We start from the raw sequence: 24,572 nt of genomic DNA on the forward strand, positions 1-24,572 counted from the left end.
CAAAAATATGTGCATTTCAATAAAAAAGGCTAAAAACCTTCCAATCGGCACATATTTTTACTTTTTCGCCTTCTCAGGCTGTGCACACACCATGATTTCTCATCCATCGTGCACAATTGGGGGCGCATCATACCACCTAAAAACGATCCTGTAACGATCTGATCGTAGATCTTTCAAACAATGATCAGATCAATCAAAGAATGATGATCGCGGCCCGGTGAAATCAATTAGTCTGCCAGGACGCTTAAGCATCTGGCCACCATCTCGTGAGATCGGTACCCACGGGAACGAGCCCCGTCCTTTCGACGGCATCAGCGTGAACAGATCGAGGGGCACTGAAATATAGAAGCCCTTAGTAAAGCTACCTTCACCATACTCTTCTGATGACACATTCGTGATTGCCGCATAAGCGCCTACAATGATGCCACTATCGAAACGCTTGGCGAAATCGATGTTCACACCCTTATCTTTTGCCAGGAACTGACCCGCGCTAACGGTTAGCATGGTGTCGGGCAGGAACTCAGGCTGCCAGTACGCGCTGACATGACCGGTAATCACATCGTAATCGAAGAAATCAAAGGGCTCATCGTAGTCACGCTGTTTGGCATAGTTTACATCAACCCCAAACGCGATACGGCTGTCTACTGGCTGCCACAACACTTCACCACCAATACCACCGAACATGGTTTCCAGATAGCCGCCATAAGCCTGTGCAAATACATTATCGCTTAAGCGGTCATTCCACTGCAGAATAGCGGTATCTAGCCATAGGTCGTTGCTCACGTATTCCCGCACCATGGTGCGCACTCGAGGCAACGTAGAAGTATCCTGGTCGATGCGGAAACTGAACTTGTCGAAGTTATCTAACAAGGTAGCTCGTACGCTCGAGACAGCCGCCCAGTTTTCATTGAAAGCATAACCGCCGGAGAAGATTAAACCGCCTTGGTATAAATAGAAATCTTCCGGGTTACCAAAGCTCTGGGTGTAAAAGAAGTCCACACCTTTAAAAAAGCCATTGGTACGGTTCGGCTCGTATTTCTCAAGCACGTCTTCAGATGGCGCAACGCGCGTGTAAGTTTGTGTGATATCAGCTTCGATATCTTCATACTTAGCGGCAACTTTGAAGGCATCGGCATCTATTACAGTGTCTACCATAGGCAGACGGCCTGCATTTTCGACAATATGATAAGACTTCACAGATTCAGGCAATTCAGAAGCCGCGATGCGACCAATACGATTCACCGCTTCCGCTTTATTGCGATAAGCAATCTGATTTCCGTAAAAGATTGCCTCGTCTTCTTCTACCGACGCGTCAGTAAGAATAAAACCGCCGTCGTACGCTAAAGAACGATATAAACGGGACTTATTCAGCTCTGCCAGTGAGGCCGCAGGTTTCGCGTCAACGATTTCGCGAGGAGGATCGTCAAACTTCACCTGTTTCGCTGTGTTCATGTTGAAATGATAAGTGACACCGAAGCCAAACGTATTGCCCCGCTGATAGTTGGCGGTGAAATCAAAATTGTTCCAACGATACACAGCCCCCAGATTCCAACGGGAATCCTGTTCTAACGCGCCGGCGCGGTCGTACTGGTAGTTATTCCCCTCGAACTCAAGCTTCAGGCGCAGAGGCTCCCAGGGCGTTTGGTATTCTACGCCACCAAATACTGCCATGGGGCCTTTAAAAAACTGATCGTAATCAATTTTACCACCACGCCCGGAAAAGCCTGACGGACGGTCGCAATAACTGTCGCGGATCTTACAAAACGGATTGGTAATATCGTCGGCGGTACCCATGTACCCCCAACCGAGACCAAGGTGAAAGTCGAAAGGACCATAAGCTTTAGAAGCGGTTACGTATTCACTTTCAAAAAAGCCTGTACCACCAAAATCACGAAAACCTAACGAGACTTCGGGGAAATAGTAACCTTCTTCAAGTAGTCTGAATTTCACATCCAGACCTTTGTCTTTTAAGGTTTGGTCGCCGCTGAAACTTGGTACATCGCTGTAAAGACGCGTTCGTACGTCGGTATAGCGCGCGGTCGCTTGCATCCAGTCGAACAGTTGCAGGTTAACCGACCAGAAACGATACTCGTTGTTGTCGGTGTAGTTCATGTACAAATCGCCCACCTCACCCATTCTGGATGTTGGTGTTTGAATGAGCCCAGTGCCCCCTTGAACCATTTGAGAAGGCTTCACCTGCAGTGAAACCGCGTCATCACTGAACGCAGATTGACTGACACAAGCCGTCGCTACAGCAATTGCGCACCGCGAGGGCATTCCTTTAAACAACTTCATTGCAACACCCTGTGCACGGCTAGCGCCGCAACTTTCTCATTTAACTCTTCAACGGCTGGCGACAATAACCAACTGAATAATGGTACAAAGATCTGACTTCCCGGCATGAGTTGGGAATAGGATTCTCCCCAATATGCCACATTCAATTTGCTCACCTCTCCACGAGGTGAAATCACGTACACAAAATCGGGGTCAGCATAGTTTCGTAATTTTACGCCTTCGGCATAATCTGCCGCAGTATGCTGATTACGGTATTCGTAAGATCCCGGTGTCGACACCATACCGCTCATCCACACCGCAGTTGGCCTGCCACTTAGGCGCATAATGTAGTTACCATCCTGAAACATAGGATTCAGACTGGGATCAACCCGTGCGGCGTTTTTGTTTACTATTACCGGCAATCGCTTAGCCAATGTCCATTGCTGAACCTGCTGACGCAGTGCATTCAGCGCTATGGCTTTATCGTCGTTGACACTTAAATCAACCGCTAATGAATCAATAGATTGCAGCACGTCCTGACGCAGCGACTCGGTATATTCCTGGTCAATTTTGTAGATTGCACTGGCGGGCCAATACCAATCACCATTTTTCGCGTTTACCTGCAGAATAAGTGACAGGCGTACCGGATTAAGATAACGGTAATGCTGCCCGTTTAAATCGATATCAACCACAGCCAACGCTTTTGCTGACACGATTGCGAATAAAAAGAGCGTGATAAGTCGTTTCATTTTGTTTCGCTCCCGGCATCGATAAGACGTTGCGCCCGACTTAGGAAAGTGATGCGGATCCAGTCGTTCGCAGGCGAAATCTTTTGCTCAGACTTCAGCAATTCACCGCTTGATTTATCAAACCAGTACCGGTTAATCCATGACAGTTCAGACTCATAAAAAGGCTTTGCCCCGGTGTACTTCACGTGCTGCTCAATAAGGTTGGTATTGAAGTCATTTGAAAGCACCTTTAGCGATTCCTCACCGGCTCGACGCCAACTTGTCTCTACATCAAGGCCGTACCCGTAGCCTTCAATGTCGGTGATGTAATGCCAGTCTGTTTGTGTGGCGCTATCCGCCGCTAATGGGTTTGCATTTAAATTTGACTGGTACACCAAATCATTATTTAAGCCATGTGTTTGAACAATAACGTCGTTTTGCATGAAAAAGAGGGCATTATCCGCAGAGCGCCATGTATCAATACCGCTTTCAGAGAAAGAAAGCGCCATGATGACTTGATATCGCTCACCATGCTTAACAGCAATCAAATCCTTTTTGTTATTTCTGATTTTTTCAGATGATGCGGTGATGTCTTGTTGTTGAAAAGCGAGCTTGATCGAATCGAAATAAGCTCTGTTTGTATTTGAACACCCTGCGAGAAAAGTGCAGAACGAGAGTAGTAGAAGAATCCTTCGGAACATATTCCTAGACGTCACTATATTTGAAAATTAGCATTCGATGATTAGCACGCGGATGACGGACTTAATGATTGGAAATAAAAAAGCCGCTCCAAAATAGGGCGGCTTTCGAAAAGCATTTAGCAATTACTGCGCAGAAGAAGGTGCGTATGTATAGCTAACTGATACAGGAACTGTGATTGTTACAGTTTGTGTACCAGATACAGTAACAGTTTCAGTCAGAGTAGTAGTAGAACCTACGCAAGAACCGTCAACCAGGTCGTCACCGTCGTTACAAGTTGGGTCAGTACCGTTATCACCATCATCGATGATATCTGCTGAACCACGGTTGTTACTTACTACAGCTGCAAGAACGCCAGCTACAGCAACACCAGTAGCAACTGAACCAGTTGCGATACTACCTTCAGCTCCGTCGTCTTGTGCTACTGCACCAAAAGCCATGGTCGCACCAAGAGCTAATGAAATTAATGACTGTTTCATAATTGTCCTTATTTATAATCCACCGACGCCCTATGCTAAAGTATTAATCAAGAGCTGACCACTCTTTAAACATAGTTTGGTCGTAAAAAATATACGTTTCACATGCTCGTCGCATGGATCGCCGACGATCTGACAGGATCGCAGCCTTCAGTATAGCAAGGATCAAAATTACATCAATCCTTTCTGCGCCAATGAACATATTGTGGCGTCACCCACGATAAAGTGATCTAACACATTGACGTCTATAAGATTTAAAGCATGTTTCACATCGCGGGTTAATCTTATATCTGCATCGCTCGGATCTGGTACGCCGGAAGGATGATTATGGACCAAAATTACTGCGGCGGCGTTATCTTCGATTACCTGACGCACTATCTCTCTGGGATACACAGCAGCCGCATTGAGTGTGCCTGAAAATAGGTTTCTAAACGCAATGAGGTGATGCTGACTGTTCAAGCAAAGTATACCGAAATGCTCTTTTTGCTCGTGCCGTAGGGTTGTTAGCAAGAAATCTTCTACGTCACTCACCTGATTAAAAACCGGACGTTCTTGTAAGGTCGACTCTAATACTCGTCGCGAAATTTCTTTTACTGCTGTTAACTGGGCAACCTTCATTTCTCCAACGCCTTTGATATTGCAAAGCTCGGTTTTGCTTGCATGTACGATACTACGCAAGGAACCGAGTTGTTCGAGTAGCTCGTGGGCAATGCAAAGCGCCCCTTGCCCGCCAATACCGCTGCCAAATAACACAGCGAGTATTTCAGCATCACTCAACGAAGATGCACCTTTAATAAATAGTTTTTCTCTGGGCCTTTCCATGAGTGGCCAGGAGCGAATATCTAGCATGATTTAACCTCTCTTCAATATGCTCATAGCCTATCGCCGGTTCGGTAAACTCACTACTGTCTGAAATGACAGATCTCATGCACATTGTCGTGAGCGGCAAACATCTGGTAGTCTTGTTTTAATCTAACTGGTTAAATACTGTACTATGCAATTGTTCAATAAAAAGATTTTAGTGGGTGTAACCGGCGGCATTGCCGCTTATAAAACGCCGGATCTAGTTAGAAAATTGAAGGCAGAAGGTGCCGATGTCAGGGTTGTCCTCACGAAAGGCGCTGCAGAGTTTGTTAGCGCCCTTTCCTTGCAAGCCGTCTCTGGAAATCAGGTGCACAGCCAGTTGCTAGATGAACAAGCTGAGGCAGGCATGGGTCATATTGAACTGGCTAAATGGGCGGATATATTGCTGGTAGCTCCAGCTACCGCGCACTGTATGGCTAAACTGGCGCACGGACTAGCCGACGACTTACTCTCTACCCTCTATCTCGCTACTACAGCAAAAGTATTTATTGCACCGGCGATGAACCAACAGATGTGGCGAGCGCGTTCAACTCAGGACAATTTTCACAAGCTTCAACTCCAGGCAATCAACTTCATTGGCCCCGCGGCAGGCGAGCAAGCGTGCGGAGATGTCGGTCCTGGCAGAATGGCTGAGCCAGAAGACATTGTTTCAGCACTTATCGCTGCATCATCAGGTCACCTTTTAGCAGGAAAAAAGGTCGTTATTACCGCCGGTCCCACCCGGGAACCTATCGATCCGGTGCGCTACATTTCAAATCATAGCAGCGGCAAAATGGGATACGCTGTCGCACAAGCGGCAGCCGAACAAGGTGCTAACGTTGTTCTGGTTTCAGGACCCGTTTCTTTAGCTACGCCACCCGCCGTAAAGCGGGTAAATGTAAGCTCGGCTGAAGACATGCTAAAAGCGGTGCAGGCAGAAATGCGTGATACCGATATCTTTATTGCAGCTGCAGCGGTAGCCGACTATCGCATAGCCCATCAAGCCGCCAATAAGATAAAGAAATCCGATGATGAGTTAACACTTACTTTTGTTAAAAACCCTGATATTCTTAAAACTGTGGCAGCGCTTTCACCCGCCCCCTTTACCGTTGGCTTTGCAGCGGAAAGTCAAAATGTGGAAGAATATGCCAGAGGAAAGCTGGAAAAGAAAAACCTCGACATGATTGCCGCTAACGACATCACCGTTGAAGGTCTCGGCTTTAACAGCGATAAAAATGCGCTACATGTAATTTGGCAGGATGGAGATAAAAAACTACCACCAGCCCCCAAGACCACACTAGCCGAACAGCTAATTGGCCTGATTACAAAACAATATAATAATAAACAATCAAAATAATGGTTTGCTGGTCGATAACGTTTTCTGCGTGACCAAATAAATAAAAACAAACCACTTAAAATGGAACATGGACCCGCGTATTTCGGGTCCGGTAGCAGAGGAAACACTCGCCTTATGCCTGCGGTAAAGAAACCTAATCGCCGAGCTCAGATCCTGCAAGCCCTTGCCGGTATGCTGGAAACCAATCAGGGCCAGCGTATTACAACAGCTAAACTCGCCGAAAAAGTCGGTGTATCAGAAGCAGCGTTGTACCGTCATTTTCCAAGTAAAGCCCGCATGTTTGAAGGGTTGATAGAATTTATAGAAGAAACGTTATTCTCACGTATCAACAAGATTCTTAACGAAGAAAAAGATTCAGCTGCCCGTTGTCAGTTAATCCTGCACCTCCTGCTGGGTTTTGCAGAAAAAAACCCCGGCATTACCCGTATTCTGAACGGTGATGCGCTGATGGGAGAACAAGATCGACTGCGAGCTCGCATCGCGAAACTGTTCGAAAGACTGGAAACTCAACTCAAGCAAATTCTTCGAGAGCGAAAGCTCCGTGAAGGTCGCACGTTAGCAGCAGAGGAAGGCGTGGTGGCAAACATGATGATTTGCTACGTCGACGGGCGCATTAACCAGTTTATCCGCAGCGGCTTCACCCGGAAACCAACAGAACAGTTCTCCGAACAGTGGCAAATGTTTAAACAGGTCTTTATCTAAATAAAAAAAGAGCGCCGAGACATTTAATCAAAGCGCTCTTTTTGTTTTAGCTTTCCTAACACTCTATAGCAGTAATCACTAAACGATTACTGCCCAAAAGTATTTCCGAAGAAGTCCCCTTCGTTCCACTGAGGTCGCTGAGCTTGAGTAGCCAAAGTGAGACCAATCTCAGCGTTTACCTGTGTAAAGGTCTTCGCTGCGTCCCAGTTGAAAGGCTGATTCACATCATCACTTGGCTTGTGATAATGGGTCGATAAAAACTCACCAAATATCTTACTGCCGTCGACATCGGGATCTTTCGACTGTAACCCTGGCACCATAAATACTGAAGGCACGCCCTGCTTCACAAATGCGTAATGATCAGAGCGAGTAAACAGTGCTTGTTGCGGCCAAGGATCATCACTTAACGTAATGCCGGCGTTACCTGCCGCTTCTTCTACCGACTTTTTCATATCACTGTGACTTGCACCAAAAGCAATAACGTCAGCAAACGGGTAAGTCAGGATAGGCATATCCAGATTCACATCGGCAACCATCGAGGTAACAGGTACGGTCGGGTTGCGGGCAAAGTAATCCGCTCCCAGCAAGCCTTTCTCTTCACCGGTTACCGAAACAAACAGAATTGAACGCTTAGGTTTCTGTTCCAGATTACTAAATAAACGGGCAGTCTCTAACATAACCGCAGTACCAGACGCGTTATCCATGGCACCATTGTTGATGTTGTCTTTTTTCACCGTCTGCGCGAAACCAATATGATCAGAGTGCGCAGAGAAAACTACATATTCATTTTTCAGTTCAGGATCGCTGCCTTCTACCACGCCAACCACATTAGGACTGACAATCTGCGAATGCAGGCTCTTCTTCGAAAGCGAAACCTGTCCCGGAATAGCAAATCCTTTCGGTGACTCATCTTCTTCGAGAGCCGCATAGATATCATTCAGTGATACCGGAGCGTTAGCAAAAAGCTGCTCAGCGGCTGGCATACTCAAAAATGCACTGCCTTTTAATTGTTCGAACGTATTGGCTGGTACACCTTCATCATTAAGCCACGCCATTCTCGGCGTATGAATGTAATTAAGCTGGCTCTGATAAGGGCGTACTTTTTCAGCAATGGGTGTAGATAAGGTAATCATGCCAATGGCACCACGCTCAGCGGCATAGCTTTGCTTTTGGTATCCAGAACCAAAGTGCGCCCCTTCTTCACTAGGAAAAGAAGCCGGTTTACCCGATAACACAACAACAATTTTGCCGTCTACGTCGAGATCGGCATAGTCATTATGATTTAACTCTTCCGCCACAATCCCATAGCCCACAAATACCAACTCACCTTTTACGTTGGATTCCAAAGACAGCAAATCAGGGCCCGTAATAAAGTCCTTCGGATAAGACAATGAAAAGCTACCGCTCTCACTTTCAAAATTAAATGACGGAGACTCTTGTACTAAGTTCGCTTTACGGAACGGAACAGGCTGCATAAAACCTTCTGTTCCTGCTGGCTTCAATCCGTATTTGGCAAATTCAGTGGCAATGTAAAGTGCCGCGATGTTGTGGCCCCGGGAGCCGGTATCTCGCCCTTCCAGTAGATCATCTGCCAGGAAATAAAGGTGAGATTTAATTCTGTTCGTATCTGGAGAGAAATGGCTCTCCGGTGCATTATCTTGTGCGCTAGCGGCCAGCGACGATAACGCAACCAAACTGCCCAGAAGGATTTTTTTAATCATAATAGTCTTCAAACTGCTTAAACCACGAGCATGTTAACCTAGAGACTAATATAAGCAAGGTGAATAACGATATCCCTTGATAGTTCTATGGTTTACGCTACGCTGAATAGAGGGACTGACAGAAATATACCTTATGCCAAGAAGCGCACAGTACGACATAGAAGAAATTCTCCAGCAAGCCGTGGACATATTCCTCGAGTATAGCTTTCATGGTGCGATCATGGATGAAATCATTGCCCGAACCTCGTTCAATCGGCGGGGGTTTTATCTTGAATTCGGCTCTAAACAACAGTTTCTTTATAAGGTACTTGAGCACTATCAAACCACGCAATTGATGCCTGTTGTCAGTGAACTTGAGACACACCAAGGCATCACCGCGATCAATACATTCTTTCTGCGTTACATTCCTTTGGTTTACAGCCGTGGTTGCCTGCTAATAAATTGTGTATGCGAACTCGGCAAACAAGACGCTACGGTAAGGGAAATGGGCAGACATTATCTCGACAGGCTTCAACTGGACTTCATCGGTTGTCTTGAAAAGGCGCGTCTTAACGGTGAAATCAAAGTGGAAATCAATATAGAGTCTGCGGCGCTGCAACTTACCAGTTATGTGCAGGGTTTTGCCGTGAATGGCATTCTTGCTGAAAATAAAGAAGAGATGGTCATTGCCACTGAAGCCTTATTAACCCCATTGCAGCTTTAGTTATTTATCGTAAAATCATGCTCCCGTTGTCACATCAGGTTTTTCAACATGAGCAGTAATGAACCTATTTATCGCATTCAGTTCATCAGCAATGGCGAACGTTACGAACTGTATGTTCGAGAACTTAGCCAGGGTAGTCTTTTTGGCTTTGTCGAAATTGGAAATTTTGTCTGGGACAACCACACAAGCCTGGTGGTAGATACCAGTCATGAAAAACTGAAATCAGAATTCTCCGACGTCGAAAGAACTTATATTCCTATGCACAATGTTCTTCGCATAGATACGGTTAAAAAGCAGGGAACTGCTAAGATAACCCAACTTTCCGATAAGGTAACCGCATTCCCAGGCCCTATTTACACGCCAGGGAAAGATTAATCATTACAACGAATCAGGAGGCAGTTCATTGTTAGCATTCAGCATTATCGCCGTGTTAGTTCTGATCCTGATTTTTTTTGTTTTTAAAGTACAAAGTCTGCATAAACAAATCATTGCAAACCGTGGTATTGCCAGGCAAAACGCTGAAAAAGCCAACACCGCTTATTCGGTGCTTAGCATCACAGCCAGAACACTACAGAAAATCTTCACCGAGCGAGTTGAACAGGCCAGCAAGAAGGGGTTGATAAGCGGCAAAAATTACGAGGTTATGATGCTCATCACGAGCTCATCAGCCAAAATAATATTTGATGCCTGTGAAAAGGGCCTTTCTATTGAACAAGCACTCACCGTTGCAATCAGAGACTCAGAAGTCAGCATGGATGATATTAAAGCCATGATGCAGGAGCAACCAAATGATGTGCGCATAAGTTGGGTACAAAATCATGCTGATGGCTTTATAAAAGCCTGCGATATCATGACCCTGTCTTTAATGACGCCTCGGGCATCTAGCCCACAAGAATAAATTCCCATCAGACACGTATTGATCAATCCATTCTTCTGCCTATAATACTGTATATGCATACAGGTAATTTATATGGCAAGTCTCCTTTCTTTAGTTGAAAAGCACCCCGCTATATGGCGTGGAAATCAAGCTCCTATCGGTCAGTCTCGCAGGCTGGCCACGGGATACTTGTCGCTGGATGAAGTTATTCTTGGAGGCTTCCCTGAATACGGCGTTGTGCGTATAAGTGGGCGCACCGGCATTGGCGAGCTTTCGTTGCTAAAAAACGTGTTTACCCAAACAAGCGAAAATGCTTTTTACCTGTTTGTAAATCCTCCGGGGGTTTTGATTACAAATAGTCTACGCAGGGTAAATGTCGTGCCGGAAAATGTGCATGTGGTGTCGACCTCCTCTGAATTAAGCCTCTGGGCGGCTGAAGAGGCCATAAAATCAGCTTCATGCTCGGTATTACTGCTTTGGTGCGAACATATCAACGCAGCCCAGGCTAGACGCCTACAAGTGGCCGCTGTACAGCATGAGTGTCTGGTGGTCATTTTTGAACCCGAAAATCAACGATCCGCAGCTCTGCCGGTACCGCTGGATTTGACTATTACGGCTATAGACCAAGGTCTGCAGGTCGATATACGCAAGCTTCAGGGCGGCTGGCCGAAGCAAAATATTGTCGTGCCTGTCAGCTTCACGCCAAATAACACCACAATCAATAGCCTGATGCGTAAGTATTCCATGCATGCAGAAGACGATGCCCTTCATGGCTAGGCAACGATGGCTGTGCCTGCATTTCTTTCGGTTAACCCTTGATAACGCCAAGGCGAATGGCAGTGTGCCTGATCAACAACCAGCAGTGGCTTACCATCAGGCTAGCAACAATGTGCTGCAGGTAAATAGCTGTGCCCGTAAAGTGGGTATTGAAGTCGGTATGGGGCTAGCCCATGCTGCGGCATTATGTGAAAACCTCACTGTCATCGACTATGCCGAAGAGATAGAACATTCACAACTTCGGCTTCTGGCAGCAAGTCTCTATCAATGCGCGGCTGAAATTTCCTTGCAGCCACCCTGTCGTCTTTTTATTCGTATTGATAATTTAGTCCGGTATTACGGCGATTATCAACAAATCTGGCTAGCAATAAAGAATACGTTGCATCACAGAGAAGTTAACTTCGTTTTTGCTTGTGGCTGGAGCCCGGAGAACGCTGAAGCACTTGCAAAAAGGGGGCAGAGTTCTTTTCTCTTATGCGATAAGAAAATAGAGAACATATTAGCTGCATTACCTGTACAAGCCTTGTCCATCGCAGATAAACACGCCAACGCCCTTCAACGAGCCGGAATTCGTCATGCAGGAGAGCTATTGAAATTGCCTCCTACCGAGTTAGGTAAGCGTTTCGATAGCGAGCTGCTGAAATACCTTTTTGCGCTACGCGGTGAAAGTCAGCCTCAGCGATTGTTCTATCATCCGCCCGCAAACTTTTCTCATTCAGTACTCTTAACTTACGAAGTAGAAGATGCCACACGTTTGCAGCGATACCTCGACCAATGCCTCAGAGATATGGAATTATTTTTGCGCCTGCGGAATGCCGGTAGCCAGGCGATTAACATTACTCTGTATTTTCGCGAAGCGCCTGAAATGCCAATATCAGTCCGCAAATCTGATGTCCGTTTTAGTTTTTCAGAGTGGCAGCAACTTATAAAACTCAAGCTTGAAACCCTGGAGCTACCGGCACCCGTTACGCATTTTGAATTTAGCAGTGAAAAGCCACGATCTTATGCGGCAGACACCGCTGATTTTTTCAATTCAAGAAAACATCTTTTTGCCCGCCAACTTCTATTCGGTCGACTGGCAGCAAGACTGGGCGAAGACGCGATATCGGTACCTCACACATTACAGGATCACCGTTTTACATCGGGTGTTGAAAGTGAGTCCGATAATACGCAGGACAATCTCGAAGAATTTACCCCAACCTACTTGCTGAAACACCCGCAGCCGCTTACCGATTCTCCAAAGATTGAATTTGGGCCAGTCAGAATTGAGTCAGGTTGGTGGGATGGAAACAAAGAAAAACGTGACTACTTCATCGGCAGAAATCAACACGGTCAGCGCATTCAAATCTTCAGGGAAAATGGTAACTGGTTCTTAAATGGCTGGTATGCCTGACATGCGATACGCGGAACTGGTTTGCCAAAGTAATTTCAGTTTTCTTACCGGCGCATCCAGCCCGGAAGAACTGGTAACAACCGCATCGTTTATCGGCTACGAAGCATTGGCTATAACCGACGAATGTTCCGTGGCGGGCGTTGTTAGAGCGCATAGTGAAATTAAACGCCACAATTTGCCGGTTAAGTTAATAACGGGCAGTTTATTTACCCTTAGCGACACATTAACCTGTGTATTACTTTGTCCAACTAAAGCGGCCTATAGCGAACTGTGCCGCATCATTACAAATGCGAGAAGACGAAGCCCAAAGGGCGAGTACCAACTGGCTGAATGGGATTTAAAAACCATTCAACACTGCCTCATCATCTGGCTTCCTGATAAAGATCCTGAATTGAATAACCACTGGGCTAAGTGGCTACTGAGGCATCATCAATCAAGAGTTTGGATTGGCGTGCAGCGACGCCTGGATGGTTATGATCACACCCGGTTTGCTGAATACGAGCGTTTACATACAGACTATGCGCTGCCCATCACCGCGTGCAGTCATGCTTTATTCCATCACAATGATCGGCTGGCTTTGCAGCAGGTTATGCACGCCATTCGAAAAAACACCACAGTAGAAAAGCTAGGACAAAGTGCGATTTCCAATGCTGAACAAAGCTTAAGACCACTGATCAAGTTAAAAAAACTGCTGCCTTCAAAGTGGCTGGCAGAAAGTGTGCGAATTGCTTCACTATGCACATTCAACTTAGATGAGCTTCGTTATCAGTATCCATCGGAATTAGTCCCTGATGGCTACACCGCAATCTCTTACCTGCGAGAGTGTGTTGAGGCAGGTATTCTTCGTCGCTTTCCTGAAGGGATTTCACCCGCAATCCGCGCCACCATTGAAAAAGAACTACAACTCATTGAAGAACAACAGTACGAATACTTCTTCCTGACGATTTTCGATATTGTTCAGTTCGCCCGAGATAACCGCATTTTGTATCAAGGGCGCGGTTCAGCGGCCAATTCAGTGGTGTGTTATTGCTTGGAGATTACTGCCGTCGATCCCCGGCAAATAAACGTATTGTTTGAACGCTTCATTTCCAAAGAAAGGGATGAGCCACCCGATATAGATGTAGACTTTGAGCACAGTCGCCGCGAAGAAGTCATTCAATATATTTACAGTAAGTACGGCAGGGAGCGAACCGCCCTTGCTGCCACCGTGATTTCCTTTCGTTTTAAAAGCGCCTTCCGTGAAGTGGGTAAAGCTCTAGGCTTTGCTGAGTCGCAGCTCGATTATGTGATTAAAAACATCAATCGCCGTGACCGTACGGTTCCCTGGCAAACGCAAATTGAAAACTGCGGCCTGTCGTCCGCTAACAGCAAGGTTAAGCAATTAATCAGTTTAGTGGAACAAATTGTCGGGTTCCCCCGTCATCTTTCTCAGCATGTTGGCGGCTTTGTCATTTCAGCCGGACCACTTTATGAACTGGTGCCCGTGGAAAATGCGGCGATGTCTGAGCGAACAGTAATTCAATGGGATAAAGATGATCTTGAAACCCTCGGGCTTTTGAAAGTCGATGTGCTCGCCCTTGGTATGCTTACCGCTATTCGCAAAGCGTTTGCCCTGATAAATGAACAATATCCTCAGGAAGTATCCATTCCTTTTATTACGCGATTAGGTGACGACCAACAGGTATACGATATGATCTGCGAAGCCGACACCGTGGGTACCTTTCAGATTGAGTCACGGGCACAAATGACCATGCTGCCCCGACTTAAGCCACGCTGCTATTATGATTTAGTTGTTCAAATAGCTATCGTAAGGCCTGGCCCTATTCAGGGAGACATGGTGCATCCTTACTTGCTACGTAGACACGGCAGAGAAAGCGTGTCTTATCCTTCAGAGGAAGTAAAAAGTGTGCTTTCAAGAACCATGGGCGTGCCGATATTTCAAGAACAGGTAATACAACTCGCCATGGTTGCCGCTGGTTTCTCTGGGGGTGAAGCCGACCAGCTTCGCCGTGCAATGGCAAGCTGGAAAAAAGACGGTCGTATTTATGAGTTTCGAGACAGACTTATAAAAGGCATGACAGGTAGAGGTTACTCTGAAAGTTTTGCCGAACAACTATTTGAGCAAATCAAAGGGTTTGGTGGGTATGGCTTTCCCGAGTCACATTCCGCGTCATTTGCAGTGCTTGCTTACGTGTCCTGTTGGTTGAAGCATTACTTCCCAGCTGAATTTTATATTTCGCTGCTGAATAGTCTTCCCATGGGATTTTATTCTGCCAGCCAACTGATTCAAGATGCCAGGCGACACCATATCCCCGTGCTACCGGTATGTATAAATGCATCTGAAGCAGAGCATACCTTAGTATTTAATAATGGGGACAAAGCAATAAGGCTGGGCATGAACCTGGTAAAGAACTTATCCTCCGAAGCAATACAAACACTTTTGACGAACAGGCCTTCTGTAGGATTTAAAACCCTCGATCACATTAAACAGCAGGCCGTATCTGAAAAAGATTTATCAGCACTTGCCAGTGCAGATGCTTTCTCTTCTATTGCAGGGAACCGTTATCAGGCAAGATGGCAAATGATGGACAGACACACTTCCCTACCTTTGTTCAGTAATAGTGCCGAACAATTGCCTTTCGACTTTTTGCCAAATGACACCGATTCTTTGCTTGAAGATTATGCATCTACATCATTATCACTGAAACATCACCCAATAGAGGTAGTACTGAGAAAATATACAATAAAAAATCTTCGTCTGGCTAATCAACTTAATGAATGTGACAACCGTTCGGTTATACATGTTATTGGCTGCGTAACGTGTAGGCAGTCACCCGGTACGGCCTCAGGCGCGACATTTTTCACTTTGGAAGACCATACCGGCAATATGAATATTGTGGTGTGGCAAAACACAGCCAGACATCAACAACAAGCCTACCTGAAAGCCCAACTGTTGCAGGTAGATGGCATTCTCGAACGTTCGCCAGAAGGCGTTATTCATATTATTGCCGGCAAACTTACTGATCGAACAGATTGGTTGGACTCTATTAACGTTCGATCAAGAGACTTTCACTAATCTTTAAGTTGACTAGGCAATGAAATATTTTCTGATCTTTACCCAAATTTACAAACACTAACGAATGTTAATGTACTAGCGTAACATTAAGTTATTGATTTTAAATGCACGTTCCTCTGGTCTGTATTTTGCCTTTTGTATGGAAATACCTGAGGAGGAATCATGCTTTTTGTTCGTCGAAACTTATTCATCGCAATCATACTCACAGCCTTTTCACTAAGTGCCCATGCCGGCAGGCAAGCTGTCGCTGTCGATTACTTGCACGGCTCAGACAACATTGACGGAGTTCGACTTGCCTATCGCCCGTTATCCTACGACCTTTACACTGATTGGTTTGGCGATATTAAACTTTATTGGGAAGCCAGCTTTAATATTTGGGAGTATGGTGAAGATAACAGTCATGCCACCAACCTTGCCGTCGCCATTTCCCCTGTTATCGTAAAACAACTTACATCCGTGTATGACAAGTATCCTCTTTACCTTGAAGCAGGCATTGGCGCCAGTTTAGTCAACGACAGACACTTTGCAGGAAAAAATATTGGTTCACATTATCAGTTTGAGGATCGTTTAGGCTTTTTGCTGAGTCTTGATGAACAAGAGAATAACCAGATAGCATTACGCTATATGCATTACTCAAATGGTGGTTTAAACAGCGATAATCCAGGACTCGATTTTCTGAACGTGTCTTATTCTTATCATTTTTAAACGACTCATCTAGTCGCACAGGCCCACGATACAACGTTGGCAAGTATATTGACTCATACACAAATGAGTGTACTTGCCTTCTCTAAATAAACAGAGATTTCCATTCACTCGACGACCTCATGCCTTTTTTAGAGCTATCAATATTAAGAATATTGACCATTAGCATTTGGCAATATTTCTACGCTCTCCTATACCTATATAACGCCACTCATTCATCTTTCGTTAATAGGTGTCAGAATGCCCCTACTTGGATCGACGCGCCATCCTCGTGCTTCCCTGCTTACCCTAACCATTCTTGCCAGTATATCTGGCTATACGAACGCCCAGGAATCCGTCACTGGATTTAACAATGAGGTTGTTACCGAGTTCGACAACTCCAATGTCACCGTTAACGACATCATCAACGAAATTAAAGGGAATGGATTTACCCTCACCAATCCACAATTTTCAGCCGTTACTGATGGCTCTGTTGATAAATATCAACAGTTAGGTCTTTTCACCGGATACGAGTTTTTATTTGGCAATAATTTTGGCTCTGGTGCCATTATGACAACCGGTCGAACCAGGGGGGTATTGGGTGTTGTTTCGCAAACCGGTTTGAACGACGACGATGACAGAACGAATACCACTGATGAGTTTTCAGGAGGCAGTGTCACTGACCCTAAGTATGGCTCATCACCTGACGATGAAGCATATGATCGCGTAGAGCTCACTTTCGACGCGTTTGCAGAAGCCGGGAATGATACTTTAATTATTGATTTTATCTTCGGCTCTGATGAATACACGGAATTTGCTGGCGGAACATTCGCAGATGCTATGGTCATCATTGTAGGTAACAGCCCTGGTGTGAATTGTGTTCAAACACCAGATGGCCAGCTATTGAACGTCAATACAGTAAACAGCACTTCCAATAGCTTCTTGTTCATCAATAATGACACCGACGATGGCGGAATTGGCGCTGCGACTCAGATGGATGGTTACACCAAAAGACTCACATGTAGAGCCCCAATTACGCCAGAAACAACAACACCTGTATTAGTAGGTATTGCCGACAAAGGAGATGCCAGTTACGACTCCTGGGCATTCTTTAAAGCACAAAGTTTAAGAGCTGAACCCGGCGGTGACTGGGGTGATGCGCCAGATACATACTTCACATTAAATGCTTCCGGCGGTGCAGTTCACACCATTAAAGAAGGTGTCTACCTGGGGAAACAGGTAAGTGGTGAAGTAGATGGATTCAAAGACGGAGTCGACGATAGCGCAGGCGCTGCACTAGACGATGACGACGATGGTGTGGAACAGTTTCCTCAGTTGAACGCCAGTACCATTGGCGGCAGCTATTCTGTAGATGTCGAAACAACCGCAATTACTGGACAGAATTCTACATTAATTGGCTGGATAGATTTTGACCATAACGGACAATTTGATGCTGACGAAGCGGCGCAGGTCACCATTCCGGATGGCACGTACGAGACAATCACCACGCTGACCTGGAGTAATCTGAATACAACCGGTCCTAACGTGACAGACGGAACAACTTATGCGCGCTTCAGAATAGTTGAAAGTAGCGAATCAATTACGAATACCGACAGCGCCGGGAGTTTTAGCTCGGGTGAAGTAGAAGATTATCGGTTTAATATTTCTGGCGGAACTGATACAACCCCTCCCGTTGTTGTAATTGACCCGACCCCAAAAGCCATAAAGTCCAACCAAAATAATTATCCCGTAACCGGAACTTGTGAAGTAGGTGATGGTGACGTTACGGTAGGTATTTCCGGCGCTTCCCCTTCTTCTCAAGATGTATCATGTTTATCAAATGGTACCTGGACTGCCAACTTCGACGTGAGCGGTGTGGCCGATGGCAGCAATCAGGTAGTCACAACAGCGAGTCAAACAGATTTTAGTGGCAACCAAGGAAACGCCACGCCAGTTTCCGCAGATAAAGATACAACCGATCCTGTGGTGACTATTGATAATCTACCAACAGCAAATGTCGGCAACTCGGCAAGCTATCCGGTAACAGGTACGTGTACGGCCGGAGACGGCGACGTTACTGTAAGCCTCAATGGTGGGAATCAAACTTTAGCGTCATGTTCTGCGGGCGGTACCTGGAGTACCACATTTGATGTTACTGGTATTTCGGATGGCAGCAATGTCATCTCTATCGATGCTGAACAAACCGATGTGAACGGCTATACAGGAAATGCTTCTCAGAAACAGGCTGACAAAGATACTTCAGCACCCACTGTTTCCATCGATACCGCACCCACGGCCAATATCAGTAATCGTACCAATTATGTGGTATCTGGCAGCTGCTCGGACGATGGGACTGACAATGTCAATGTGGCAATAAGTGGCGCATCGCCATCCGATCAGGATGTGGATTGTAGTGGTGGAAGTTGGACTGCAACCTTTGATGTGAGCAGCATTTCCGACGGGACAAGCCAAATAGTCATAGATGCAACGCACACCGATCCGGCTAACAACGTCACAAACGCTACGCAAGTACAACGGGATAAAGATACCGTTCAACCCCTGGTAGCCATTGTAAGCGCACCTACCGTTACTCCTGCGAATCAAACTTCATGGCCAGTATCAGGCACCTGTGAAGTCGACGGCACAAATAACGTTGTCGTGAATTTATCAAATGGTGCAAGTCAAACACTAAACTGTGCCAGTGGAGTATGGTCTACGACATTTGATGTTTCATCCATTCCTGACGGAGATCCTGCTTTCACAGTTAGCACAACACATACTGACAATGCAGGGAATCAGGCGTCAGCTGGCCCGGTCCCGGTTACGAAAGATACAACCCCTCCTGTCGTTACGATTGACTCACCGGGATGGTCCAATATACAGAATCAAACCAGCTATCCAGTTTCAGGGACATGTACTTCCGGCGATGGCGACGTTGAGGTGACAGTAACAGATGGCACTCCTGAAACACAAACCGTTGCATGTAATGCGGGGGCATGGAGTGCCACGGTAGATAGTCAGAATATTACAGATGGCAACGATACGGTCATTATCAATGCGAGCCAAACCGATGCTGTAGGGAATACCGGCGTGGCAACCCAAGCCGAAGGTGATAAAGATACAGTGGCGCCTCAGGTAGCAATCAGCAATGTACCTGCAGTTATCGCTGACGGCAGTCCATTTACCATTGATTTAACCTTTACCGAGGCTGTTTCTGGTTTCACATTGAGCGATATCCAGGTTACCAATGCTACGCTATCGTCCTTTACCACTAACAGCAGTTCGTCTTATCAGGTAACCGTCACCCCGGACGGAGGCGGTAATATTACGATAACCGTTCCGGATGATGTGGCGACTGATGTAGCAGCCAATAATAATATCGGCAACAGCGCGTTCGTCAGCTACGACAGCGATAATGATGGCCTGACAAATAACGTTGAAGCCGCGCTAGGGACCGACCCTAATAATCCGGATACAGACGGCGATGGTATTCCTGACAATGTCGAAGTAAGCGACCCCGGTAACCCCACCGACACAGATAACGACGGCATAATCGATGCGCTCGACCCTGATGATGATAACGATGGGATAGCCACCGCACTAGAAGACGCGAATAGTGATGCCGACGGCAACCCACAAACCAATCCAACAGATTCTGATGGAGATGGAACACCTGATTACCTCGACAGTGATAGTGATGCTGACAATATTCCCGATCGCCTTGAAACAAACAGTAGCGGTATCGATGCGGATAATGATGGTATTCCGGATGATATTGATGCATCTGTGACAGGTGGCCCTGATGCGAATAATGACGGTGTAGATGACAACGCCGAAGCAACCAATACGACAGGAACAGGCAGTGCTGATTACTTGTCACTGGATGCTGACGGTGATGGACTTCCTGACTATGTTGAATCTGGAGCGGTTTTCGCTGACAGCGATAGCGACGGAATCGACAATTACATTGATGCTGATTTTACCGGTGGGCCTGATGCTAATAATGACGGGTTCGATGACACAGTCGTCGCTTCCGATGCAGATGGTGATAGCACGCCAGATTTTCAGGACAAAGATGCCGACAATGATGGATTACCTGACACCTTCGAAGCACAGGCAACCACCACAGATACTGATGGGGATGGAATAGCCGATACTTTTGATGTTGATCAGACTGGTGGCGCCGACGCTAACGGTGATGGCATTGATGATAATGCTATAACCGCTATACCTGATACCGATAACGACGGCATTGCGGACTATCGTGATAAAGACAGTGATGGTGACGGCCTTCCAGACAGCGTAGAAATGCAATCCAGTGGCTCCGATTCCGACGCCGATGGTATTGATGACGCTTTTGATGTTGATCAGACGGGCGGTACTGATGCCAATGGAGACGGCATTGATGATAACACCAACCCTTACGCTCTCGATTTCGACAATGACGGTGTGCCCGACTTCCTCGACAGCGACAGTGATAACGACGGCATCAGTGACGGTGAAGAAGCCAACGTTAGCGGCCCGGATACCGATGGTGACGGCATTCCAGACAGCCTGGACGTCGATCAGACGGGCGGCCCCGATACCAATAATGATGGCGTAGATGACAATTACATTCCCACCGACACCGATGGCGATGGTGCGCCAGATTATCTTGATCGCGATGCAGACGGAGATGGTGTACCGGATGCTGTTGAGGGAACGTCGCAGACTGATAATGACGGCACAGCGGATTATCGCGACGCTGACAGCGACAATGATGGGATCCCTGACTCTACTGAAGCAATGATTAGCGGTATTGATTCCGACGGAGACGGTATCGACGATGCTTTTGATGTTGACCAGACTGGTGGCACCGATGCCAACAACGACGGCGTCGATGACAATGTTACGCTAACCGACAGCAATGAAAATGGTACTCCAGACTATCTCGACAACCAGGTAGATACAGACGGCGACGGCTTATCTGACGTAGATGAAGGCAATGGCGATATTGATGTAGACGGAATACCTAATTACGCCGACACAGATAGCGACGGCGACGGTATTCCCGACTCAGTAGAAGGCCAGATTGATAGCGATGGAGACGGAACAGCGGACTACCTTGATACAGATTCAGATAATGATGGTATCAGTGATGCGCTGGAAGGAACATCTGACTCAGATTTAGACGGTACACCAGACTATCTAGATACCAGCATTGATGAAGACAACGACGGAGTGCCAGACATCGTTGAGGGAACAAACGATACCGACGGTGACGGCACACCAGACTACCTCGATGCTGACTCTGACAACGATGGATTACCGGACGGTTATGAATTTGGTCTAACAGGCGCAGACAGTGACGGCGATGGCATAGACGATTATCTTGATGCAGATAGCACTGGCGGTCAAGATACAAACAATGATGGTATTGACGACAGTGTGAGCGGTATAGATACCGATGGTGATGGCGTAGCTGACTATCAATCGGTTGATGCAGATGGAGATGGCGTGCCCGACCGAGTTGAAATAGCGTCGTCTTTCATCGACTCAGACCAAGATGGCATTCCCGATGTCTATGATGTGGATAGCACAGGCGGTGTTGATGAAGACGCCGACGGTATTGATGATCAATTTGATGCCGACTTTAACTCGGGGCCTGACGCCAATGGCGATGGAATAAATGACCTCGCTCTCGTCGTGCCTGACCACGATGGCGACCAACTCCCGGATCACCTTGATGCAGACAGTGATAATGACAGTATCTCCGATGGTGTCGAAGCAAACGCAACTGGATTCGATAATGACGGAGATGGGATTGATGACGCTTTTGACAGTGACTATACGGGCATCGACACTGACGGAGACGGCTACGCAGATGGCGGCGTTACGATAGACACAGATGGCGACGGTATTATCGACATGTTCGACTTGGACAGTGATAACGATGGACGGTTCGATTCACTCGAAGCAAGCAGTACCGATGCTGACCGAGATGGTATTGCCGACAGTCCTGTATCAATAATTACTAACCCCGTTGATTCGGACGGCGACGGTATTCCTGACTTCCGAGACCTCGATTCGAATAACGACGGTAATTACGACATTGATGGAACCCCTGAGTCGCGGTTTGATAATAATGGAGACGGACGTATTGATCTTACCGGCGATATAGATGGCGACGGCATCGACGATGCTGTGGATAGCGATCTCACCATCAAAGGTGCCGGTGGAAACAACGACATCGATTTCGATGGTGCAGCCAATGCTGTAGATAATGATGATGATAATGATGGCCTAGCAGATATTACAGAAGGGACCATTGACTCCGACGGTGACGGCATTATTGATAGTCGCGATGCCGATAGTGACAATGATGGTATTCCTGATGTTGTGGAAACGGATAGACCGGCTGCCACTGGGATTGATGATGACTTCGACGGAATAGATAACGCTTATGATGTCGACAGTACCGGAGGTATTGATGCAGACAACGACGGTGTCGATGATCAATTTGTAATCCCAGATACAGATGGTGATGGTATTCCTGATTACCTAGATACCGATAGTGATAATGACGGGCTAACTGACGCAGAAGAACAATCTCTCGTGCCTCTTAGTGGTGTAGACAGAGATAACGACGGCATTGACGATGCGATCGATGTTACATACACCTTTGGCACAGACAGCAATAACGACGGCGTGGATGACAATTTGGTCAGTACGAGCGATTTTGATGGCGACGGCTTACTCAATTATCGGGATAACGATAGCGACGGCGATGGCATCGAAGATGCGAAGGAAGGAAGAAGTGATAGCGACGGCGACGGTATTCCTGATTATGCAGATACTGACTCCGATAACGATGGGATACCGGACATTGAGGAAGGCGATATAGACACAGACGGCGACGGCATACCTAATAGACTGGACTTAGACTCTGATGGTGACGGCATTCCCGATAATATCGAAAGAACGACAGATACCGATGGAGACGGCATTCCCAATTATCTTGAGAAAGATAGTGATAATGATGGTATCGATGATGATAAGGAGAATGGAGACTTTAATCAGGATGGCATAAACGACCGTTTACAGGCTCACGACAAAGTGGAATCAACTTATACAGGATCAGGAAGTATGTCTGCGACTTTACTAATACTAGGATTTGCAATCGCATTGGTGCGACGGAAGAAAGTACTTTTACTGTGCATGATTTCGCTTTTCTCCTTATGCAGTAAAGCAGAGAGCGAGAGCGATTCAGCATTAAGCCCTCAATTGGAAAAGAGTCACTTTTACGTGTTCGGCGGTTATGGTGTGAGCAGACTTTACCCAGATAATAACGGAACAATCTGGCGTGTCTATGATGATAGTAATTCATCAGCGCTGGCTGGCGTTGGCTACATGTTAAAACCAAAGTGGTCAATCGAAGTCAACTACGCCATTTTAGGAGAAGCAAAGCTGTCGAGCTTAAATCCTTCAATAACAGATGACTTGTTGATCGATTACAAAGGGTTGTCAGCTGATATTCTTTATTGGCTTAAGAAGCCGCAAAGTAGATGGAATGTATACATAAAGGGCGGTGCGGGACTCCTCACAACAAAAGGAAACTTGGAGCAACATCACCGGCAAGTTGAGCAGGTACAGCTCAAAATTGGTGTGGGAGCACACTGGCAAATAAATGATGAATGGGGCATTCGTTTAGATCTAGTCAGTTACGATGAAGACGCAAGAATAGGAAGCCTACAAGTCGTCTATCGCTTTACCGATGATAATTAGTTCATAACGGAATGACTTAACACGTTAAGCTAAAGGACAAAACGAAAAAAGCCCGCTCAGATGAGCGGGCTTTTTCGTAATTGGGAGCCTGACGGTGTGCTACTCTCACATGGGGAAACCCCACACTACCATCGCCGCTAACGCGTTTCACTTCTGAGTTCGGAATGGGATCAGGTGGGACCACGTCGCTATTGCCGTCAGGCAAAGTCGTGCAAAACCGAATGCTTTTTCTCGGCTTTTGCGCAAGGAGGACAAACAGTACTCTCCGGAGTATGTCTATCAGCCTTTATAAACTTTTAAGCTGAATCTTAATTTCACTGATGTAGTCATCAATGAATTAACAATTCTGGAAAACGATATTTTCATCAATCTTAAGTAACGCTACTCTAACTTCTTAATTAGTCAGTCATGACCATCAACTTCTAAATGATAAAGCCATTTAGGCGTTGTATGGTTAAGCCTCACGGGCAATTAGTACAGGTTAGCTTAATGCCTTGCAAC

The 24,572-nt window shown here is 46.4% G+C and carries 16 protein-coding genes and 1 rRNA gene; 10 read left to right on the forward strand and 7 right to left on the reverse strand.

What is annotated here, in order from left to right; genetic code table 11:
* Positions 1 to 189: 189 nt before the first annotated feature.
* From BFC18_RS13660 to radC, 5 genes are all read right to left on the reverse strand, one after another.
* The gene (locus BFC18_RS13660; protein ID WP_083273088.1) at positions 190 to 2,295 is read right to left on the reverse strand and encodes a YjbH domain-containing protein; all 2,106 of its coding nucleotides are present in this window, start codon (positions 2,293 to 2,295) and stop codon (positions 190 to 192) included.
* On the reverse strand, positions 2,292 to 3,023 hold the full coding sequence (locus tag BFC18_RS13665; protein WP_070126093.1) for a capsule biosynthesis GfcC family protein: 732 nt from the start codon (positions 3,021 to 3,023) through the stop codon (positions 2,292 to 2,294). Before BFC18_RS13665 ends, BFC18_RS13660 begins: the two co-directional genes overlap by 4 nt.
* Positions 3,020 to 3,703, reverse strand: coding sequence for a YjbF family lipoprotein (locus tag BFC18_RS13670; protein WP_070126094.1), 684 nt, complete (start codon positions 3,701 to 3,703; stop codon positions 3,020 to 3,022). Before BFC18_RS13670 ends, BFC18_RS13665 begins: the two co-directional genes overlap by 4 nt.
* A gap of 123 nt (positions 3,704 to 3,826) precedes the next feature.
* Positions 3,827 to 4,180: a hypothetical protein gene (locus BFC18_RS13675; protein ID WP_070126095.1), complete on the reverse strand. Its 354-nt coding sequence runs from the start codon at positions 4,178 to 4,180 to the stop codon at positions 3,827 to 3,829.
* Between the two features lie 168 nt (positions 4,181 to 4,348).
* Entirely contained in the window at positions 4,349 to 5,026 is a 678-nt protein-coding gene (gene radC / locus BFC18_RS13680; protein ID WP_070126096.1) for a RadC family protein, read from the reverse strand.
* A 145-nt stretch (positions 5,027 to 5,171) separates the two neighbouring features.
* Between radC and coaBC the strand changes: the two genes are divergently transcribed.
* Together coaBC and slmA are read left to right on the forward strand one after the other, a co-directional pair.
* Entirely contained in the window at positions 5,172 to 6,377 is a 1,206-nt protein-coding gene (gene coaBC / locus BFC18_RS13685) for a bifunctional phosphopantothenoylcysteine decarboxylase/phosphopantothenate--cysteine ligase CoaBC (protein ID WP_070126097.1), read from the forward strand.
* A gap of 114 nt (positions 6,378 to 6,491) precedes the next feature.
* On the forward strand, positions 6,492 to 7,079 hold the full coding sequence (slmA, locus tag BFC18_RS13690) for a nucleoid occlusion factor SlmA (RefSeq protein WP_070126098.1): 588 nt from the start codon (positions 6,492 to 6,494) through the stop codon (positions 7,077 to 7,079).
* An 86-nt stretch (positions 7,080 to 7,165) separates the two neighbouring features.
* Here slmA and BFC18_RS13695 read toward each other — a convergent pair whose 3' ends face one another.
* Positions 7,166 to 8,800, reverse strand: a complete 1,635-nt coding sequence (locus tag BFC18_RS13695) for a M28 family metallopeptidase (protein WP_070126099.1) — start codon at positions 8,798 to 8,800, stop codon at positions 7,166 to 7,168.
* Between the two features lie 133 nt (positions 8,801 to 8,933).
* On the opposite strand from BFC18_RS13695, the gene BFC18_RS13700 reads away from it, so the two are divergent.
* The 8 genes from BFC18_RS13700 (at position 8,934) to BFC18_RS13735 (ending at position 24,071) form a co-directional block, all read left to right on the forward strand.
* On the forward strand, positions 8,934 to 9,503 hold the full coding sequence (locus BFC18_RS13700) for a TetR/AcrR family transcriptional regulator (RefSeq protein ID WP_070126100.1): 570 nt from the start codon (positions 8,934 to 8,936) through the stop codon (positions 9,501 to 9,503).
* 48 nt (positions 9,504 to 9,551) lie between these two features.
* A complete protein-coding gene (locus BFC18_RS13705; protein ID WP_070126101.1) occupies positions 9,552 to 9,878 on the forward strand; it encodes a DUF1820 family protein in 327 nt (108 codons plus the stop codon).
* A gap of 28 nt (positions 9,879 to 9,906) precedes the next feature.
* On the forward strand, positions 9,907 to 10,401 hold the full coding sequence (locus BFC18_RS13710) for a hypothetical protein (RefSeq protein WP_070126102.1): 495 nt from the start codon (positions 9,907 to 9,909) through the stop codon (positions 10,399 to 10,401).
* Positions 10,402 to 10,473: 72 nt separating this feature from the next.
* Entirely contained in the window at positions 10,474 to 11,157 is a 684-nt protein-coding gene (locus tag BFC18_RS13715) for a hypothetical protein (protein WP_070126103.1), read from the forward strand.
* Positions 11,150 to 12,550, forward strand: a complete 1,401-nt coding sequence (locus BFC18_RS13720) for a Y-family DNA polymerase (RefSeq protein WP_070126104.1) — start codon at positions 11,150 to 11,152, stop codon at positions 12,548 to 12,550. The genes BFC18_RS13715 and BFC18_RS13720 overlap by 8 nt, the downstream gene beginning before the upstream one ends.
* Position 12,551: 1 nt before the next feature.
* On the forward strand, positions 12,552 to 15,626 hold the full coding sequence (locus BFC18_RS13725) for an error-prone DNA polymerase (protein WP_070126147.1): 3,075 nt from the start codon (positions 12,552 to 12,554) through the stop codon (positions 15,624 to 15,626).
* A 162-nt stretch (positions 15,627 to 15,788) separates the two neighbouring features.
* Positions 15,789 to 16,331, forward strand: a complete 543-nt coding sequence (locus tag BFC18_RS13730) for an acyloxyacyl hydrolase (protein WP_070126105.1) — start codon at positions 15,789 to 15,791, stop codon at positions 16,329 to 16,331.
* 237 nt (positions 16,332 to 16,568) lie between these two features.
* Complete coding sequence (locus tag BFC18_RS13735) at positions 16,569 to 24,071, forward strand: choice-of-anchor L domain-containing protein (RefSeq protein ID WP_070126106.1); 7,503 nt, start codon at positions 16,569 to 16,571, stop codon at positions 24,069 to 24,071.
* A gap of 86 nt (positions 24,072 to 24,157) precedes the next feature.
* Here BFC18_RS13735 and rrf read toward each other — a convergent pair.
* Positions 24,158 to 24,273 (reverse strand): 5S ribosomal RNA (gene rrf / locus BFC18_RS13740).
* Positions 24,274 to 24,572: the final 299 nt, after the last annotated feature.

This window comes from Alteromonas confluentis (genome assembly GCF_001757105.1).
Classification (GTDB): domain Bacteria; phylum Pseudomonadota; class Gammaproteobacteria; order Enterobacterales; family Alteromonadaceae; genus Alteromonas; species Alteromonas confluentis.

Bases quoted from the DNA above. Each gene is read 5' to 3' on its own strand.
- slmA (WP_070126098.1), top strand. From the start codon at position 6,492: ATGCCTGCGGTAAAGAAACCTAATCGCCGAGCTCAGATCCTGCAAGCC.
- BFC18_RS13695 (WP_070126099.1), bottom strand. From the start codon at position 8,800: ATGATTAAAAAAATCCTTCTGGGCAGTTTGGTTGCGTTATCGTCGCTG.
- BFC18_RS13665 (WP_070126093.1), bottom strand. From the start codon at position 3,023: ATGAAACGACTTATCACGCTCTTTTTATTCGCAATCGTGTCAGCAAAA.
- BFC18_RS13660 (WP_083273088.1), bottom strand. From the start codon at position 2,295: ATGAAGTTGTTTAAAGGAATGCCCTCGCGGTGCGCAATTGCTGTAGCG.
- coaBC (WP_070126097.1), top strand. From the start codon at position 5,172: ATGCAATTGTTCAATAAAAAGATTTTAGTGGGTGTAACCGGCGGCATT.
- BFC18_RS13715 (WP_070126103.1), top strand. From the start codon at position 10,474: ATGGCAAGTCTCCTTTCTTTAGTTGAAAAGCACCCCGCTATATGGCGT.
- BFC18_RS13705 (WP_070126101.1), top strand. From the start codon at position 9,552: ATGAGCAGTAATGAACCTATTTATCGCATTCAGTTCATCAGCAATGGC.
- BFC18_RS13670 (WP_070126094.1), bottom strand. From the start codon at position 3,703: ATGTTCCGAAGGATTCTTCTACTACTCTCGTTCTGCACTTTTCTCGCA.
- BFC18_RS13735 (WP_070126106.1), top strand. From the start codon at position 16,569: ATGCCCCTACTTGGATCGACGCGCCATCCTCGTGCTTCCCTGCTTACC.
- BFC18_RS13730 (WP_070126105.1), top strand. From the start codon at position 15,789: ATGCTTTTTGTTCGTCGAAACTTATTCATCGCAATCATACTCACAGCC.
- BFC18_RS13700 (WP_070126100.1), top strand. From the start codon at position 8,934: ATGCCAAGAAGCGCACAGTACGACATAGAAGAAATTCTCCAGCAAGCC.
- BFC18_RS13720 (WP_070126104.1), top strand. From the start codon at position 11,150: ATGGCTAGGCAACGATGGCTGTGCCTGCATTTCTTTCGGTTAACCCTT.
- BFC18_RS13725 (WP_070126147.1), top strand. From the start codon at position 12,552: ATGCGATACGCGGAACTGGTTTGCCAAAGTAATTTCAGTTTTCTTACC.
- BFC18_RS13675 (WP_070126095.1), bottom strand. From the start codon at position 4,180: ATGAAACAGTCATTAATTTCATTAGCTCTTGGTGCGACCATGGCTTTT.
- radC (WP_070126096.1), bottom strand. From the start codon at position 5,026: ATGCTAGATATTCGCTCCTGGCCACTCATGGAAAGGCCCAGAGAAAAA.